Genomic DNA, 16,414 nt, shown 5'->3' on the forward strand with positions numbered 1-16,414 from the left:
GGCGGCGGCCACCCGACGGTGGCCGCCGCTCCGCGGGTCCGCTCAGTAGGTGAACTGCGAGACCAGGGTGCGCAGCTCGGCCGCCATCGCGGCCAGCTCCCCGGCCGCCGTCCGGGTCGACTGTGCCGCCTCGGTGGTGTCCTCCGCCGACTTCGCCACCCCGGTGATGTTCTCGGCGATGTGCGTCGAGCCCGACGCGGCCTCCGCCACGTTGCGCGCCATCTCGTTGGTGGTGGCGGTCTGCTCCTCGACCGCCGAGGCGATCGTGGCCTGGCTGTCGTTGATCCGGCCGATGATCTCGGCGATCTCGGCGATCGCCGTCGACGCCACGTCGGTGTCGCTCTGGATCGCCTCGATCCGCCGTCCGATGTCGCCGGTGGCGCGCGAGGTCTCCTGGGCCAGCTCCTTGACCTCCTGCGCCACGACCGCGAAGCCCTTGCCGGCCTCGCCGGCCCGGGCCGCCTCGATGGTGGCGTTGAGCGCGAGCAGGTTGGTCTGCTCCGCGATCGCGGTGATCACCTTGACCACGTTGCCGACCTCGGCCGACGACTCGCCCAGCTTGGCCATCGCCTGGGTGGTGCCGCCGGCGACCTCGACCGCTCGGGCCGCCACGTCGGACGCGGTGGAGGCGTTCTGCGCGATCTCACGGATGGAGGCCGACATCTGCTCGGTGCCGGTCGCCACGGTCTGCACGTTGCCCGAGACCTGGTCGGCGGCCGCGGAGACCACAGCGGCCTTCTGGGAGGAGTCGCCCGCCGAGCCGGTGACCTGTGCCGAGACCGCCGAGAGCTCCTCGGAGGCCGAGGCCAGGGTGTCGGCGTTGCGGTCGATCTCCTGCATCGAGCCCTGCAGCCGGGCGAGCGCCGCGTTCAGCGCGACGGCCATCCGCCCGACCTCGTCCCTGCTGTGCACCTCGAGCCGCTGCTCGAGGTGGCCCTCCGCGAGCCGCTCGAGGACGCCGACGGCGCTGGTCAGCGGTCGGGAGATCAGCCGGGCCAGCACCAGGGCCAGCACCATCCCCAGCACGCCGGCCGCGACGATCAGCCCGATCATCAGGGTCTGCGCCATCGCGGCGGCGTCCTCGGACTCGTCGAGGGACGCCTGCGCGTCGGCGTTCACCTGGTCCAGGAACGCCACCACGCTCTGCGACAGGGCGGCGGCCAGCGGCGTCAGGTCGTCGGCCCGCACCTGCTGGAACTCCTCGATCGCGTTGGCCCGGGCCAGGGGCAGCGACACCTCGTCACGGACCTCGGCGTAGGCCGCCATGGCCGCCTCGATCTCGTCGACGAGCGCGGCCGACTCCCCGAGGTCGAGCTTGCGCAGATCCGTGAAGTGGGCGCCGATCTCGGCATCGATCTCGTCCAGCATCGCCTGGACGTTGTCCATGCCCTCCTCGTCCTGGGTCAGCGCCATGTCGATCACCCGGAACCGGTTCTCGGTCACCGCGGTCTCGAGGCTGCCGGTGATGTCGACGGCGCGCAGCCGCTGGGAGTACATCTCCTCCAGCCGGTCCTCGGAAGCGGTCAGGCTCTGCAGGCCCACGACGCCGACCGCGATCATGAACACGACGACCGAGGAGAACCCGGCCAGCAGCTTGGTGGAGGTGGACAGGTCGCGAAGTCTGGTGAGGACGCCCCGGTGAGGATGATCACCCGAAGGGATGTCGTGGCGCTGCGGTTCGGACATGGCGTGCTCCTTCGGCCGGTGGGCCGTCACTGGGCAGGCCGACAGCTCCCCCCGAGAACCACCGGCCGGTCAGCACCAGCGGCGCAGCCCGTCGGCGCTCAGGTCGCGGTCCCGGAGCACGACCGCCAGTCGATCACCGAACCGGCGGCAGGTCCACCGGAAGTCGGAGCGGCGGTACTCGATGCTCAGCACCCGGCGTCCGTAGTGTCGGGTGTACGACGCGCACTCGCGGTAGCGGCCGCACTCCTCGGCGACCGCGAAGTCGAAGCCGGCCCGCCGTCCGTCCCAGCCGGCCAGGTTCTTCTGCGCGGCAGCCAGACCCTCGCGATGCGCCCGGCGCACCAGCAGCCGGGCGTAGCGGACCGCGTGCCGGCGGGTCAGCAGGCCGTCGCTGCGGGTGAACGAGTCGAGGTTGTCGAACTCCACCGCGTCGAACCCGTCGGCGGCGCAGCCGTGGGTCCAGCGGCCGACGATCCGGGCCAGCCGCTTGCGCTTGTCGGCGGTGCGCAGGTCGAGCAGCCGTTCGCCCCACGCCTCGTCGACCACGGGGTCGCCGTCGGCGTCGCGCAGCACCAGCCGGGGCCGCTTCTTCCAGAACCGGCGTTCGGAGGCCTGGGTCTGGAAGCCGTTGACGTAGCAGACGTTGTAGCGGCCCGCCCGCGGGTCGGCCTCCCGGTCGCGCACGACGATGCCGACCCGTCGCGGCACCGGGCGCACCCCGCCCAGCTGGTAGTCGACGTCGGTGCCGACCGTTGGCAGCGTCACCTGCCGGGATCGCTCGACCGCAGCGCCCACACCGACGGCCGGGGCAGCGGGCGCGACCGCGGGCGCGGTGAGCAGGAGCACCAGGACGAGTGCGGCCGACCACCGCATCCGGCCACTCCGCGACAGGGTCACGGCGTCAGAAGTCGAAGCCGTCGAACATGTCGCCGATGCCATCGCCGATGCCGCCCAGCAGGTCGCCGAACCCCTCGCCGATGCCACCGATCGCCTCCCCGACACCCTCGCCGATGCCACCGAGGGCGTCGAAGCCGCCCAGCCCGCCGAACATCAGCCCCATGAACATCCAGTCCATCGGCCCGAACGCGCCGAAGTAGCCGGCGGCGTACGGCTGGTAGGCGCGCCCGCCCTGCCAGTAGGGCACCCGGCGCGAGCCGACCATCACCTTGCGCACGTCCGGCTCGGCACCGACCCGCACCCGCTCGGCGTCCAGCGCGCAGGCCGGCACCTCGCGGGGTGCGCCGCCGGCCGGCGTCCAGGGGACGTCGACGACCGACAGCCCGTGGCGGGGGTCGAAGAAGCACGGCGGCCGGCGCGTGGGCAGCGGCCGGCCCTCCACCCGCGCACGCACGCAGGCCATGGCGTAGCGGCCGTCCTCGAGGATCTCGGTGATGTGCTTGATGTCCTCTGGCCGCTGGATCCGCTCACCGGCGGTCTTGGCCGCCTCGTAGGAGTCCAGCGCCCGCTGGTAGTCGGCGTTGGCGCCGGGGTCGAGCTGGTGACCGGCCAGGTCGAGGTCGAGCGACTGCAGGGCCTCACCGAGCGCGGTGATGTCCTCGAAGGCCAGCTTGCGCACCGGCTCGAGCTCGGCGTGCTGGCGCTCGAGCGCTCGCTGCTTGCTGCGGCGGCTGCTCACCCCGACCACGGCGAGCAGCGCGGCCAGCAGGACGAGGATGACCAGGAGCTCCATGGCCCCAGATTACGGCGCAGGACGAAGCCGGCCCCTCCCGACGTGGTGCGGGAGGGGCCGGCCGGCAGTCGATCGGGTCAGCGGCTGCTGTAGTCGCGGAACCCGCGCTTGGTCTTGCGGCCCAGGTAGCCCGCGGTGACCAGGTGCTCCAGCAGCGGGGCGGGCGCGAAGCCCTGCCAGCGGAACTCGAGGTAGAGCTCGCGCTGGATCGCCAGCGAGACGTCGTTGCCGACCACGTCGAGCAGCTCGAACGGGCCCATCGGCAGCGCGCAGCCCTGCTTCATCGCGGTGTCGATGTCGTCGGCGGTGGCGTAGTGCGCCTCGAGCATCTTGACCGCGTCGTTGAGGTAGGGGAACAGCAGCGCGTTGACGATGAACCCGGCCCGGTCCCCGCACTTCACGGCGACCTTGCCGACCTTGTCGCACAGCGCCAGGACGGTCTCGGTCACCGCGTCGTCGGTGGAGACCGTGGAGACCACCTCGACCAGCTTCATGATCGTCGCGGGGTTGAAGAAGTGCATGCCGATGACGTCCTGCGGACGCGAGGTCACCTTGGCCATCGAGATGATCGGCAGGCTCGAGGTGGTCGTCGCGAGGATCGCGCCGGGCTTGCAGATCTCGTCGAGGTTCTCGAACAGCGTGGTCTTGATCGACAGGTCCTCGGCGATCGCCTCGACCACGATGTCGACGTCCTTGAGGTCGTCCAGACTGGTCGTGCCGCTCACCCGGGCGAGCACCTCGGCCTTGGTCTCCTCGGTGGTCTTGCCCCGCTGGATCTGCTTGTCGAAGTTCTTGGTGATCGTCGCGACCACGCCGTCGACCTTGTCCTGGCTGCGGCCGACGAACAGGACGTCGTAGCCGGCCTTGGCGAAGACCTCGACGATGCCGCTGGCCATGGTGCCGGTGCCGACCACCCCGACCAGCTTGAGGTCGTGGCGCAACTGCGGCTTCTCGTCCGCCGACGGGGTCTTGTCGTCGGCCACGACCACCGGGCTGCCGGGGGCCTCGTAGGTGTAGAAGCCACGGCCGGTCTTGCGGCCGAGCATGCCGGCGGTGACCATCTGCTTGAGGATCGGGGCCGGGGCGTGCAGGCGGTCGCGGCCCTGGCGGTACATCGTGTCGAGGATCTCGTAGGCGGTGTCGAGCCCGATCAGGTCGAGCAGCGCGAGCGGACCCATCGGGTAGCCGCAGCCGAAGCGCATCGCGGCGTCGATGTCCTCGCGCGAGGCGTACTTGCCCTCGAACATCGAGACCGCGTGGTTGAGGTAGCCGAACAGCAGCGTGTTGGCGATGAAGCCCGCCTTGTCGCCGCAGACGACCGGGTTCTTGCCGAGCCGCCGCACCAGCGCGGTGGCATCCTCGAGCACCGACGGCTCGGTGACGACGGTCTTGACGATCTCGACGAAGTCCTGGACCGGCGCGGGGTTGAAGAAGTGGACACCGACCACCCGGCCGGGGTGCCGGGTGGCGGTCGAGAGCTCGGTGACCGAGAGCGACGAGGTGTTGGTGGCCAGGATCGTCTCGGGCCGCACCAGGTCGTCGAGCTCGCGGAAGATGGCCTTCTTCACCTCGATGTTCTCGACCACGGCCTCGATGACGATGTCGGCGTCGGCCAGCGCCTTGAGCTCGGTGGCGTAGGAGATGTGGCCCAGCAGCTCCTCGCGGGCCGCCTCGTCGAGCTTGCCGCGCTTGACCGCTCGGCCGGTGGAGTTCTCGAGGTGCCCCCGGCCCCGGGCGACGCCGTCGTCGTCGACGTCGACGCCGATCACGGTGAAGCCGTTGCGGGCGAACACCTCGGCGATGCCGGCGCCCATGGTGCCCAGACCGACCACGCCTACGGTGGTGATCGGGCGGGAGGAGCCGGAGGTGGGGCTGGTCTCGGTGGCAGTGGAGCTCGTCATGGCGGGCATCATGGCACGCCGCAGCGGGCCAGGACATGACGTGGTTCACCCGTCGGTAACTTCCGGGCCGCACCGACCCCCCGGCGGCACCCCCGGGTAGATTCTCCGCCCGTGAGACTCGTCGTAGCCCGTTGCCAGGTCGACTACGCCGGACGCCTGACCGCCCACCTGCCGATGGCCACCCGGGTCCTGATGATCAAGGCCGACGGGTCGGTGCTGGTCCACTCCGACGGCGGCTCCTACAAGCCGCTGAACTGGATGTCGCCGCCCTGCACGCTGCGCGAGGGCACCACCGACGACGGCGTCGTGGAGTGGACCGTCACCAACGCCAAGTCCGAGGACACCCTGCGCATCCTGATCGAGGAGGTGCTCCACGAGTCCAGCCACGAGCTCGGCGTGGACCCCGGGCTGCAGAAGGACGGCGTCGAGAAGCACCTGCAGGAGCTGCTCGCCGAGCACCCGGCGAGCCTCGACCCCGGGCTCAAGCTGGTCCGCCGGGAGTACCCCACGGCGATCGGCCCGGTCGACCTGATGTGCCGCGACGCCGACGGGCGCAGCGTCGCGGTGGAGATCAAGCGCCGCGGGGAGATCGACGGCGTCGAGCAGCTCACCCGCTACCTCGAGCTGCTCAACCGCGACCCGCTGCTCTCCCCCGTGCGCGGCATCTTCGCCGCCCAGGAGATCAAGCCCCAGGCCAGGGTGCTGGCCACCGACCGGGGCATCGCCTGCGCGGTCGTCGACTACGACGCACTGCGCGGCCTCGACGACCCGAGCCACCGCCTCTTCTGAGGTCTCACCCGCCGGTCGCGTAGGGCAGGCGCACTCGCACCACCGTGCCGGCGCCCGGCTCGCTCTCGATCTCGACGGTCCCCTCGTGGGCCTCGACGATCTTCTGCACGATCGGCAGTCCCAGGCCCGCGCCGGGGACATGCGCGGCGATCGCGTCGGGCGTGCGATAGAGCCGGTCGAACAGGTGCGGGAGGTCCTCGGGCGCCACCCCGACCCCGGTGTCGGCCACCTCGACCACGGCGCCGCCGTCCTCACCACGGACGGCGACGTCGACCCGACCGCCCGCCTCGGTGAACTTGAGCGCGTTGGTGAGGAGGTTCTCGACGACCTGGACCAGCCGGAACTGGTCACCGGCGACCGGCCGGACCTGCTCCGCGGACCAGCCGAGCGCGATGCCGGCGTCCTCGGCCCTCCGGGCGTGGTCGTCGACCACCCGGTCGACCACCTCGGCGAGGTCGGTTGGCACCCGGGCCACGCGCAGCCGGTGGTCATCGAGGAAGGCCATCGTCAGCAGGTCGTCGACCAACCGCAGCTCCCGGGCCGCGTTGCGCTCGATCCGCTCGACCAGGTCGCGGGCCCGGAACCCGACCTCGTGCTCGGCCAGGTCGCCGAGCAGCTCGGCGTACCCGATGATCGACGTCAGCGGCGTGCGGAGCTCGTGGGAGACGGTCGCGATCAGCTCCTCGCGCAAGCGCTCGGACTCGGCCTGCATCCGGCGCCGCTCGGTGATGTCGCGCACCGCGGCGGAGACCAGCAGCCCGCGCTCGGTCTCCAGCGGGGAGAGCGAGATCTCCACCGGCAGCTCGTGTCCGTCGCGGTGCAGGGCGTACAGCTCGACGCTCCCACCCATCGGTCTCGAGGCCGGGGAGTGGGCGTAGCCGTCGCGATGCTGGGGGTGGGCCGCCCGGAATCGGGAGGGCACGAGCACCTCGACCGGCCTCCCGACCAGCTCGGCCTGCGGGTAGCCGAGGACCTGCTCGACCTGCCGGTTGGCCAGGACGATCCGGCCACGGGCGTCGACGATGACGGTGGCGTCGGGCGCCGCGTCCAGCAGGCCGCGGAACAGCTCCTCCTCGCGCAGCCGCGAGGTGATGTCGCGGACGGTCGCCGCGGTGAACGTGCGGCCCTCGGCCCGGATCGGGGCCAGGGAGATCTCCGCGGGGAACTCGTGACCGTCACCCCGCACGGCGGCCAGTCTCAGCAGGCCCATCGGCCTCCGGTCCGGGGTGCGCTGGTAGCCGGCCCGCCGCTGGGGATGGGTCCCCCGGAACCGGGCCGGCACCAGCGAGTCGACGTGGCGACCGACCAGCTGATCGGGGTCGAGGCCGAAGACCGAGCGGCACTGCGCGTTGGCGCACACGATCAGGCCCTCGTCGTCGGCGACCAGGACCGCGTCGGGGACCGCGTCGAAGGCGCCCCGAAGGAGGGCCTGCGCCGGCGCGGTCGGTCCGTCCACGGGCGAACCCTAGACGAGGCGGCACGCCCGGCGGCGTCGCCATGCCCGCGGACCGGCCTGGAAGCGAGCACCGTCACGTCCGGACACGCTGCGGGCGACCCCAGGGTCGAACCGATCGGTAACCACCCACTTGGGCCATGCCCGACCCCAGCCTCGGGCCTAGCGTGGATGGATTCGGTCACCGCACTCCCGGGAGCAGCCCATGGGACGGACCAGCAGCCACACCGACACCGCGACCCAGCACTCCGGCCGCCGGAGAGTCCGCCACGTGGCACGCACCGCGCTGGTCGCCTGGCTGACGCTCCTGCTGGCCCTCACCCTCGCGTTCGGCGCCGGCCTCGCGCCGGCGACGGCGGACAGCACCATCACCGTCGACTTCGACGACCTGCCGCCGGCCACGCCCGTCGGCACCCAGTACGTCGCGCAGGGGGTCACGTTCGTGGAGACCGCGGGCGCGCTCGGGGCCACCGGCCTGCCCGCGACGCTCGCCGACTCCGCGCTCGCCCACAGCGACGCCAACGTCGTCGAGTCCACCTGCTTCGCGTGCGAGTTCGTGCCGCACTCGATCCGGGCCGACCTCAGCACCACCGCCAAGGCGGTCTCCGCCCACGTGGCGAGCGGCTGCACCGCCGCCACCGTCAGCCTGCGCGGCTACTCGGCCGACGGCGCGACCGTCGCCACCGCGTCCGCGCCGGTCGGCCGCACCGCGATGGTGCCGCTCACCGTCGACGACCCCGAGGGCTCCGACATCGCCTTCGTGCGCTTCTTCGACGACCAGCCCGGCTGCACCATCCGGGTGGACACGCTCTCGGTGACCCACCCCGACGTCGGGCCACCCGCGGACGTCGCGCTCAGCACCACCGCGAGCGTGGTCACGATCGCCGCCGGCGCGCCACAGAGCGTGCCGATCACGGTCAGCCGGATCAACGGGTCGACGGGCGGGCTGACGATGAGCGCCACCGGCCAGGGAGCGGGGGTGGGCGCGACGTTCACCCCCAACCCGGTCACCGGCACCGGCACGTCCACCACCCTGCTCATGGAGGCTGCCTACAGCGCGCCCTTCGACGAGGACGGCTCGACGGTGGTCACCGTCACCGGCACCCCAGCAGGCAGCGGTGTCGCCCCCGGGCCGCGCAGCACCTCGTTCCGTCTCCGGGTGGTGCCCACGTTGGTCGCCTCCGCACCCGCCGCGATCACCGCCGCGGTCTGCTCGTCGGCCCGGCAGAGCGTCTACATCGACCGCGCCCCCGGTTTCACCGGCCCGGTCACCGTGGTCGCGGCCGGTGCCCCAGCCGGCGTCCAGGTGTCGTTCGACCCTCCGGTCGATCCCGACGCCGGCGGCACCGACCCGTCGCCGCACACCATGGAGATCTCCCCCGGGCCGACGGCCACGCCGGGCACGAGCACCCTCAGCGTGGCGGGCAGCAACCCGAGCGCCACCTGGCGCGCGGACGACACGGTGCTCACCGTCACGCCGCTCCAGCTGACCGGCGTCCCGTCGTCGGCCGCCCCCGGCGAACGGATCACCCTGCGCAGCAGCGGCTTCTGCCCGGGCAGCACGTTCCGCTTCGGCAACGACCTGGCGTCGGTGACGCCGCCGGCGGACGCCTACAACGCCGACCGCACCCAGGTGCAGGTCACGGTGCCGCGACTGGCGACGACCGGCCCGGTCCGGGTGCTGGCCTCCGGCACCGAGGTCGGCGCGAGCTCCCGGGTCCGGATCCGCGAGTTCCGGCGGCAGACCGGGTTCTCCTTCGAGAACTGGTCACCCAACCACCCGATGAACCACGCGATCCTCGAGCGCACCTACGGCCGAGCCGAGACGAACCTGTCGATCGACCTGTGCTGGCCCTTCGGCTGCTCCATCGTGACCGACTGGATCGACCCGCTGGCCTGGGTGTTCATGAAGATCTCCAACGAGGTGCTCACCAAGGGCGAGTGCTTCGGCATCGCGATGACCGGGCAGCGGCTCGCCCGGGGTCTGGAGCCGATGAGCCGCTACCAGCCGGCGGGCGCGAGCACCCCCTGGGAGCTCACCGGTCCGAGCGGGCCGGCACCGGCATTGCGCGACACCATCGCCGGCTGGCACTCGGTGCAGCTGAGCACGCAGTTCATCCAGAAGTGGGTGCGCGAGTTCGTCGCCAACGCCACGATGCCCACCGAGACCCTGCGCAGCCGGTTCAGCGCGATCTCGCCGGCCAACCCGGCGCTGGTGTCGATCAAGGAGGGCACCAAGGGCCACGCGTTCATCGCCTACGGCTTCCGCGCGCTGCCGGGCGGCGGCTGGGAGGTCGACATCAACGACCCCAACATCCCCTACACGCTGGCCGAGGAGACCGACACCAGCGGTGTGCCGCACCGGGACCGGCTGGCCCTGAGCACCCTGACCTTCGACGCCTCCGGCAACTGGGTCTACCCCGGATTCAACCCCGACTGGGACGGCGGCAAGGAGGCCATCGCGCTCGTGCCGATGAGCGAGTGGCCACGCGATCCCTCGATGCCGACAGGCGTGCGCGACCTGCTCTCGCTGATCGTGCCGTTCGGCGAGGCGCCCGACGGCGTGGTGACCGACGCTTCCGGACGCAGTCTGGCCGCCGACGGCACCGGCGACCTCCCCGGCACCACGATGCCGATCCTCAGCGGCGAGGACGACGACCAGGTGGCGTTCGCGGTCGAGGGCACCGGACCGCTCACCTACGCGGTTCCGAACCCCACCGGCCGCAGCTACGGCCAGGGACTCGTCGGCCCCGGGCTCGCCGCCCGGATCGACGGCATCGACGGCACCGCGGGCGGCACCGACCTGATCGGCAGCGATGCCTCGGCCGGGCGGGTGTGGCTCGACGCCGCCGGTGACGCGGGCGACCTCGAGGTGCAGGTCGCCCGCCAGGAGCGCGGCCGGGACGGCGGCCAGCGGCTGGTCGACCTCCGGCTGGGCGAGGTCGCCGACGAGCAGCTGAGCGTGACCGTGCCGGACGGCGCCGGCGCCGTGGTGGTCGAGAACGAGGGCGACACCGCCACCGTTCGCGGCACCGTCGGCTGGGCCGGACCCGGCGGGCTCCCCGGGACCGTGCGCCTGCCCGGCACCTCCCTGGAGCCCGGGCAGAGCCTGCTCGTCCGGCCCCGCGACTGGCACAGCCTGACCGGCCGGCCGACCGTGGTGCAGGTGCGCGACGCCGGAGGCGACGTGGTCAGCCAGACCACGGTCACCGCCGCCGTCCCCGACCTGGTCCAGCGGCACGCGGCCCGGCTTCGCGGCGTACGCGGCACGCAGCGGCGGCTCGTGGTGTCGGCCAGGACCTCGCGCCTCCCGGCCGGCTCGCAGCTGGTGCAGACCGTGCAGGTCCTGCGGGGCAAGCGGGTGGTGCGTACTGTGCAGCGCGACCGCGACTTCCGCGGCGGCAAGGCCCGGTGGACGGCGAAGCTCGCACTGCCCGACGGCCGCTACCGGCTGCGGCTGGTCACCTCCGCGGTGATCGTGCGGGGTGCGGTGCCGACCACCGACTCGGCCACCCGCACGGTCCGGGTCAGGCTCCGCTGACCAGGCCGGCCACCTCGGCGGCGCAACCCCAGGCCAGCGTCACCCCCGCGCCGCCGTGGCCGTAGCAGTGCACGACGCGGCCGTCCCGCTCCAACCGCACGGTCGAGCGGGCCGGCCGCAGGCCGACCCGGTGGCGCAGCACCTGCGCGTCGGCGATCGACGGCACCAGGCTCGCGGCGCGCTCCAGGATGGCCCGCGCCGACTCCGGCGACGGGGTGCGGCTCCACTCCCCCTCCTCGTCGGTGCCCCCGACGACGACGTGGTCCTCGAGCGGCACGACGTAGGTCGGCCCGTCGCCGTCCAACCACCACTCGTCCAGGCCGAACGGGGCGACGTGCACCACCTGGCCCCGCACCGGGACCACGGACAGGTCGCCGGCGAGCAGGCGGGCGCCGATGCCCGAGCAGTTCACGACCATGTCCGCACCGGTGGGCAGCGCGCGCAGGTTGAGGCGGGTGAGAGTGCCACCCAGCTTCAGCAGCCGGCCCCGCAGCCAGTCCAGGTGGACGGCCATGTCGACCACCGGGGTCGTGAACCGTCGCGCACCGGCGTAGCCGTCGGGCGGCTCGGTCGCCTCCAGGGCCGGGACGGCCGAGCGCCACCACGGGTCGGGTGCCGGCCAGCGCAGCGCCTCGGTGCCGGGCAGCATCCGCACACCGGTGGCCGGGTCGTCCGCCAGCCCCGCGAACACCTGGTAGGAGGTGGCGGCCCATCGCGCGGTCCTCTCCTGGGGCTCCGCCCGGTAGGGGTACCACAGTGCGGCCGCCACCACGGATGTCGTCTCCCGCGGCAGGTCGCGGGCCAGGACATCGACCCGGTGGCCCCCCTCGAGGAGCCGCACCGCACAGGTGAGCCCGACGACACCGGCGCCGACGACGACCACCCGGGTCGGCCCACCGTGCCCGTTCGATTCGCTGGTCATGCCGTGAAGTGTGACGTACGCGACGGTTGCGGGGGTGGGAGCGCAGGGACAATCCGTCCAGACTGGTCACCGCTGCTGTCACAGCGGTTGTCACACACAGTTACCGATTGCCTGCGGGCGAGGAGTGGTGGAGCACATGGGGTTCGCGGCCGGCATGACCGCACGACTCACCAGGGCACGGTCCGGGAGGGGCCGAGCTTCCCTGCGCACGGCGACTGCCGGCGCGCTGGTCCTCGGAGCGCTGGCCGCAGGCAGCCTGGCCGCCCCGACCGCGCCCGCCGTCGCGGCCGTCGCCGGCGTCACGGCGCCGAAGGCCGGCGGCGCCGAGGTGGTCACCCGGCGAGTGACCTTCACACTCGACAACAGCAACGAGAGCGCGCTGCCCTGTCTCGCCGACGGCGAGCTCCACGAGGTCCGCGGCCGCCTGGTCGGCCCCGCGGGGCAGCTCACCGGCTCGACCTTGCACCGGGTGAACGTGCTGGTGCACGACGTGAGCACCGGAGGCTGGTTCTGGAACCTGCGCCGGCACCCTGCCTTCGACTACGCCGGCAACCTCGCCCGCCGGGGAGAGGTCTCGCTGGTGCTCGATCGGCTCGGGCACGGGCGCAGCCCGCTCGCCGACGGCACGGGCACCTGTCTCGGGGCGCAGGCCCAGATGCTGCACGAGCTGGTGCAGCACCTCTACTCCGGCAAGTACGCCGCCGCGGACGGCCACGCCCCCGCCGCCACCCACGTGGTGCTGCACGGCCACTCGGCCGGCGCGGCGATCGCCCAGCTCACCGCCTCCATCGACCGGGACGTCGAGGGCCTGGTCCTGATGTCGTGGTCGGACCTCGCGCCGTCGACCACCGCGCTCACCGAGGCCGCGACCCAGACCGCGACCTGCCTGACCGGCGGGGAGACCTTCGGCGACCGGGAGCACTACGCACTGTTCGGCGGCACGGACGCGGCCTACCGCAAGCTGCTGTTCGCCAGCGCGCCCGCGGCCGTGCAACGCGCCGCCACCGCCCGGCGTACCCCCACTCCGTGCGGCGACGCGCTCAGCCTGGCCGGCCTGCTCACCAGCGGCAACCTCGCCAAGCTCCGCGTCGACGTGCCGGTCCTGCTCCTCTTCGGCGGCAAGGACGCCCTGCTGGGCGGCGCCGCGGCCGCGCTGCAGCCCGGCTCCTACGCGCCGAGCGCCGACGTCACCACCCGCACCTTCCCCGGCGCCGGCAGCGCGCTGCCGCTGGAGAAGCAGGCGCCCAAGGTGCGTCGGGCCGTGGTCCGGTGGCTGCGGAGCACGCCGGAGCTGGCGGAGTAGGCGCCGCCTCCGCTAGAAGCGGTGGAACGGAGCGGCGAACCGGAAGACGCCCTTAGCCGCGACATCCGCGAAGGTCTTGACCTGGAAGTAGTCGCCGTAGGCGGGCTCACCGACGAGCGCAACGAGCGACTCCCCCGCCTCTTCGGCGCGCGCCAGCACGGCGCGCACCAGCGCGGCCCCGATGCCGTGGCGCTGCCGCCAGTCGGTCCGTCGACTTTCACCCACATGGCCGATGACAGAGCTGCCGCTCGTCCGCCCCATGCACGGGGTCGACCCTGCCGATGAGCGGCTGGGGCTCCTATGGTGGGAACCATGGGGGTGAGCGTCCGGCGGGCCGAGTTCGACGATCTTGATGCGATCGTCGCCTTCGGTTCGGCCGTGATCCCGCCGTACTACACCCCCATCCTCGGGGAGCGTGCCGCACAGGCGCAGTTGTCCTGGTGGTCGCTCGATCGCATGGCACCCGCTGTCGAGGCAAACCGAGTCCATGTCGCCGCGACGGATCGCGACGTTGTCGGCGTGTGCCAGACCAGTGAACTGGCCGGCGAGCAGGTCATTTGGAAGCTGTACCTCACTCCGGAGTACCGGGGCCGATCACTCGGGGTGGAGTTGCTCCGTCAGGCCATCGCATCGCTTCCGCAGGGAGTGCGCCGCGTCGACGTAGAGCACTTCGCCGGGAACACCCGGGCCGCGAAGTTCTACGAACGCGAGGGCTTCAAGGTCATTCGGACAGACCCGGCCCCGACAGGCGAGTCGCCGAACAGCGCCATCGTTTGGCGTAGGCGGCAACTGAGGTAACGCTGGCTCTGCCACGAATCCGCGCTCTTCGAGCTGCGCCTTACCGCCGCCAGTGGGACAGGGCCGACCCCGCCGAGTGCACGCGGTCAGCTGGGCCAGGTGCCGCTGGTCAGGTCCATCTCGAGGTGGGCGCCGGTCGTGGACTCGGGGTAGATCTCGAAGCCGGGTGGTGCGGTGAGCATGAGGTCGGCCTCGGCGTCGGTGAGCGCACGGGTGCCTTGGTCGTCGACGAGGAACGCCAGTCCGTGGGGGGTCTGCCAGAGGTAGCGGCCGGGGCCGGCGGCGCGGCCGCGGTAGCCGCCGTGAGTCTTCCATCGATGATGTCTTCGCCGTAGCGGTGCGCTGTTGTGGGGGCCGGTCTGGCCTGGTGGGCCGCCTTGGTCGGGGGGCTGGTAGGCGACGATGTGGTCGGCGTCGGTCTGGTCGCGGGTGGCTGCGGTGGAGTAGGGGAAGACGTCGCCGCCGGCCAGCAGCCAGGTGTGGTCCTTGAGCCTCTCGGGGTGTTCGTAGGCGTCGACTCGGGGCTTCGCGGCGAGGTCGAGGACGGGCTGGAGCTTCACGTCCGCGTGGCCCAGCAGCTCTGCGAGGCACTGGGCCAGCATCGGGCCCAGGCCCTCGACCCGGGCGATCCCGACTTGCCTCTGCAGGGCGGACTGGTGAAGGTGGACGAACACCGTCCCCCGCGGCCGCAGGGAGGCCAGCTGCCGCGGGGTCAACGCACGAAGCCGATCCAAGGTCTTGTCGAGGCGCTCGGGCGCGTAGCCAGGACGAGCCGTCGGCGCTGACTCCTCCGCCTCCTCGGGCTCGGGCTCATCGCAGGACGTCTCGGGCTCCTCTGAGGCTTCCGACTTCTCGTCCGCAGCGGTGGACGCCGGACCTGCATCAGCCCGCTCGGGGTAGGTGTGGTCCAGCAGGAGCTTCAACAGGTCGGCGGGTCGGGCGAGCCAGCCCACGGCCAGGGAGCGGAGCTCGTCGTGGTTGTGGTCGTGGCCGTGTTCGAGGGCGAGGATGTCGGCCACCCGGTCGACCAGCGCGTCGAACCAGACGGCGTCGCCGGCGGTGACTTTGGCGATGATGTGACGGAAGCCGTGCTCGTCGGTCTGGGAGAGCTTGACGTAGCGCTCGTGGCGGGCGCGTTCACGCCGCTGGGTGTGGGCTTCGGGGTCGGCCTCGATCACCTTGGCGGCGACCAGGTCGAACACCTTGCCGGGCGCCACCTTCCCGATCGCCTTCGCGACGGCCCGGTCGACCAGGGCCACCTTGTCGGCGGGAAGGTGGCGGGTCATCACCGCGACCCGCCGCGCGACCCACGGGTCGCAGCCCAGGGCTTCGACGATCCGCCAGGTCTTGGGGAGGCGGTGGCGCAGGTCGAGGGTGTCGGCGATCAACGCGCGGGCGGTGGAGGCGTGGACGCGCCGTGCCATGCCGAGCTCGGCGACACAGTGGTCACGGACCTCCGGGGTGCCGTCACCACCGGGCTGGGTCATCGGGTCCACCAGACCTGCGAGCTCGTCAACGGCCTCCCGCACCGGCTCACCGTGCAGGGCCGCCCAGTGGGCGGCGAGCCGCATCTCGGCGACCTCGGCTGCGCGGCGGGCGGTCATCGCCTCGGTGGCCGCGGCCAGCGTCGCCCGCGCGTCGAGCCCGTCGAGGTCGGGGACCTCGAACGGTTCGGGCTTCGGGGCGGCGGTCATGGAACCAGTCTAGATCGAATATCTGTTCGAATCAAGGATGTGTTCACAATGGAAACAAGAGGCGACCACGGCCACTCCGCCGTCGCAGGCCCGTCGGCTCACCGCGGCACGGCCCTTTCGCGGTGGTCACGACGAAGTCGCCGCGCAAAAGATGTCGAGGACCGGCCGCCGGCTCCGTCCCAGGTGTGAACGCGGCCAGCAGCGGCCGCCTCATCCCAGGAGAAGACCCATGGCCAAGTACCTACTGCTCAAGCACTATCGCGGCGGCCCCACTCCTCTTTACGACGCACCGATGACCGAGTGGACCGAGCAGGAGATCACCGACCACATCCAGTACATGTCCGACTTCGCCGCCCGGCTCCAGGGCACCGGCGAGTACGTCGACGGGCAGGCGCTCGCACCCGAGGGCACGTTCGTCCGGTACGACGGCGAAGGGCGCCCGCCGGTCACCGACGGGCCGTTTGCGGAGACCAAGGACCTGATCGCCGGCTGGATGGTGATCGACGTCGACAGCTATGACCGGGCGCTCGAGCTGGCCGGGGAGCTGTCGGCGGCACCCGGCGCGCGAGGCGAACCGTTGCGCGAGTGGCTCGAGGTGCGCCCCTTCCTCACCGAGCCGCCCACCGTGAGGGAGTGA

At 72.3% G+C, this 16,414-nt stretch carries 13 protein-coding genes; 5 read left to right on the plus strand and 8 right to left on the minus strand.

The genetic code is table 11. From position 1 onward, the window contains the following. Positions 1 to 42: 42 nt before the first annotated feature. From D6B71_RS18920 to D6B71_RS18935, 4 genes are all read right to left on the minus strand, one after another. Complete coding sequence (locus D6B71_RS18920) at positions 43 to 1,686, minus strand: methyl-accepting chemotaxis protein (protein WP_121257997.1); 1,644 nt, start codon at positions 1,684 to 1,686, stop codon at positions 43 to 45. A 69-nt stretch (positions 1,687 to 1,755) separates the two neighbouring features. Then, positions 1,756 to 2,559 (minus strand): endo alpha-1,4 polygalactosaminidase, encoded by an 804-nt coding sequence (locus D6B71_RS18925; protein WP_121257999.1) that lies wholly within the window; start codon positions 2,557 to 2,559, stop codon positions 1,756 to 1,758. Between the two features lie 28 nt (positions 2,560 to 2,587). Continuing rightward, entirely contained in the window at positions 2,588 to 3,376 is a 789-nt protein-coding gene (locus tag D6B71_RS18930) for a hypothetical protein (RefSeq protein WP_121258001.1), read from the minus strand. 77 nt (positions 3,377 to 3,453) lie between these two features. Further along, a complete protein-coding gene (locus D6B71_RS18935; protein WP_240641561.1) occupies positions 3,454 to 5,277 on the minus strand; it encodes a 3-hydroxyacyl-CoA dehydrogenase family protein in 1,824 nt (607 codons plus the stop codon). Positions 5,278 to 5,388: 111 nt separating this feature from the next. Here D6B71_RS18935 and nucS point away from each other — a divergent pair, with 111 nt between their 5' ends. Then, a complete protein-coding gene (nucS, locus tag D6B71_RS18940; RefSeq protein WP_121258003.1) occupies positions 5,389 to 6,066 on the plus strand; it encodes an endonuclease NucS in 678 nt (225 codons plus the stop codon). Positions 6,067 to 6,070: 4 nt separating this feature from the next. On the opposite strand, the gene D6B71_RS18945 is transcribed toward nucS, so the two are convergent. Further along, the gene (locus tag D6B71_RS18945; protein ID WP_121258004.1) at positions 6,071 to 7,522 is read right to left on the minus strand and encodes a PAS domain S-box protein; all 1,452 of its coding nucleotides are present in this window, start codon (positions 7,520 to 7,522) and stop codon (positions 6,071 to 6,073) included. Between the two features lie 268 nt (positions 7,523 to 7,790). Here D6B71_RS18945 and D6B71_RS18950 point away from each other — a divergent pair, with 268 nt between their 5' ends. Next, positions 7,791 to 11,060: a hypothetical protein gene (locus D6B71_RS18950; protein WP_126688324.1), complete on the plus strand. Its 3,270-nt coding sequence runs from the start codon at positions 7,791 to 7,793 to the stop codon at positions 11,058 to 11,060. Here the strand turns inward: D6B71_RS18950 and D6B71_RS18955 are convergent. Further along, entirely contained in the window at positions 11,047 to 11,982 is a 936-nt protein-coding gene (locus tag D6B71_RS18955) for an FAD-dependent oxidoreductase (protein WP_121258008.1), read from the minus strand. The two genes, D6B71_RS18950 and D6B71_RS18955, sit on opposite strands and share 14 nt — an antisense overlap. Positions 11,983 to 12,109: 127 nt before the next feature. Between D6B71_RS18955 and D6B71_RS18960 the strand changes: the two genes are divergently transcribed. Continuing rightward, positions 12,110 to 13,285: an alpha/beta fold hydrolase gene (locus D6B71_RS18960; RefSeq protein ID WP_164519742.1), complete on the plus strand. Its 1,176-nt coding sequence runs from the start codon at positions 12,110 to 12,112 to the stop codon at positions 13,283 to 13,285. A 12-nt stretch (positions 13,286 to 13,297) separates the two neighbouring features. On the opposite strand, the gene D6B71_RS18965 is transcribed toward D6B71_RS18960, so the two are convergent. Then, the gene (locus tag D6B71_RS18965; protein WP_126688325.1) at positions 13,298 to 13,510 is read right to left on the minus strand and encodes a hypothetical protein; all 213 of its coding nucleotides are present in this window, start codon (positions 13,508 to 13,510) and stop codon (positions 13,298 to 13,300) included. A gap of 87 nt (positions 13,511 to 13,597) precedes the next feature. On the opposite strand from D6B71_RS18965, the gene D6B71_RS18970 reads away from it, so the two are divergent. Then, positions 13,598 to 14,083 carry a GNAT family N-acetyltransferase gene (locus tag D6B71_RS18970; protein ID WP_164519743.1) on the plus strand — a complete coding sequence of 162 codons (486 nt, stop codon included), beginning with the start codon at positions 13,598 to 13,600 and terminating at the stop codon, positions 14,081 to 14,083. An 86-nt stretch (positions 14,084 to 14,169) separates the two neighbouring features. Here the strand turns inward: D6B71_RS18970 and D6B71_RS18975 are convergent, their stop codons facing one another. Beyond that, a complete protein-coding gene (locus tag D6B71_RS18975; protein ID WP_121258016.1) occupies positions 14,170 to 15,777 on the minus strand; it encodes a DUF222 domain-containing protein in 1,608 nt (535 codons plus the stop codon). Positions 15,778 to 16,006: 229 nt separating this feature from the next. Here D6B71_RS18975 and D6B71_RS18980 point away from each other — a divergent pair, with 229 nt between their 5' ends. Continuing rightward, positions 16,007 to 16,414: a YciI family protein gene (locus D6B71_RS18980; protein WP_121258018.1), complete on the plus strand. Its 408-nt coding sequence runs from the start codon at positions 16,007 to 16,009 to the stop codon at positions 16,412 to 16,414.

The sequence above is a fragment of the Nocardioides ferulae genome (genome assembly GCF_003660455.1).
In the GTDB taxonomy this organism is placed as follows: domain Bacteria; phylum Actinomycetota; class Actinomycetes; order Propionibacteriales; family Nocardioidaceae; genus Nocardioides; species Nocardioides ferulae.

Coding starts and splice junctions, on each gene's coding strand:
- D6B71_RS18980 (WP_121258018.1), top strand. CDS start 16,007: ATGGCCAAGTACCTACTGCTCAAGCACTATCGCGGCGGCCCCACTCCT.
- D6B71_RS18955 (WP_121258008.1), bottom strand. CDS start 11,982: ATGACCAGCGAATCGAACGGGCACGGTGGGCCGACCCGGGTGGTCGTC.
- D6B71_RS18975 (WP_121258016.1), bottom strand. CDS start 15,777: ATGACCGCCGCCCCGAAGCCCGAACCGTTCGAGGTCCCCGACCTCGAC.
- D6B71_RS18935 (WP_240641561.1), bottom strand. CDS start 5,277: ATGACGAGCTCCACTGCCACCGAGACCAGCCCCACCTCCGGCTCCTCC.
- D6B71_RS18970 (WP_164519743.1), top strand. CDS start 13,598: ATGGGGGTGAGCGTCCGGCGGGCCGAGTTCGACGATCTTGATGCGATC.
- D6B71_RS18920 (WP_121257997.1), bottom strand. CDS start 1,686: ATGTCCGAACCGCAGCGCCACGACATCCCTTCGGGTGATCATCCTCAC.
- D6B71_RS18925 (WP_121257999.1), bottom strand. CDS start 2,559: ATGCGGTGGTCGGCCGCACTCGTCCTGGTGCTCCTGCTCACCGCGCCC.
- D6B71_RS18930 (WP_121258001.1), bottom strand. CDS start 3,376: ATGGAGCTCCTGGTCATCCTCGTCCTGCTGGCCGCGCTGCTCGCCGTG.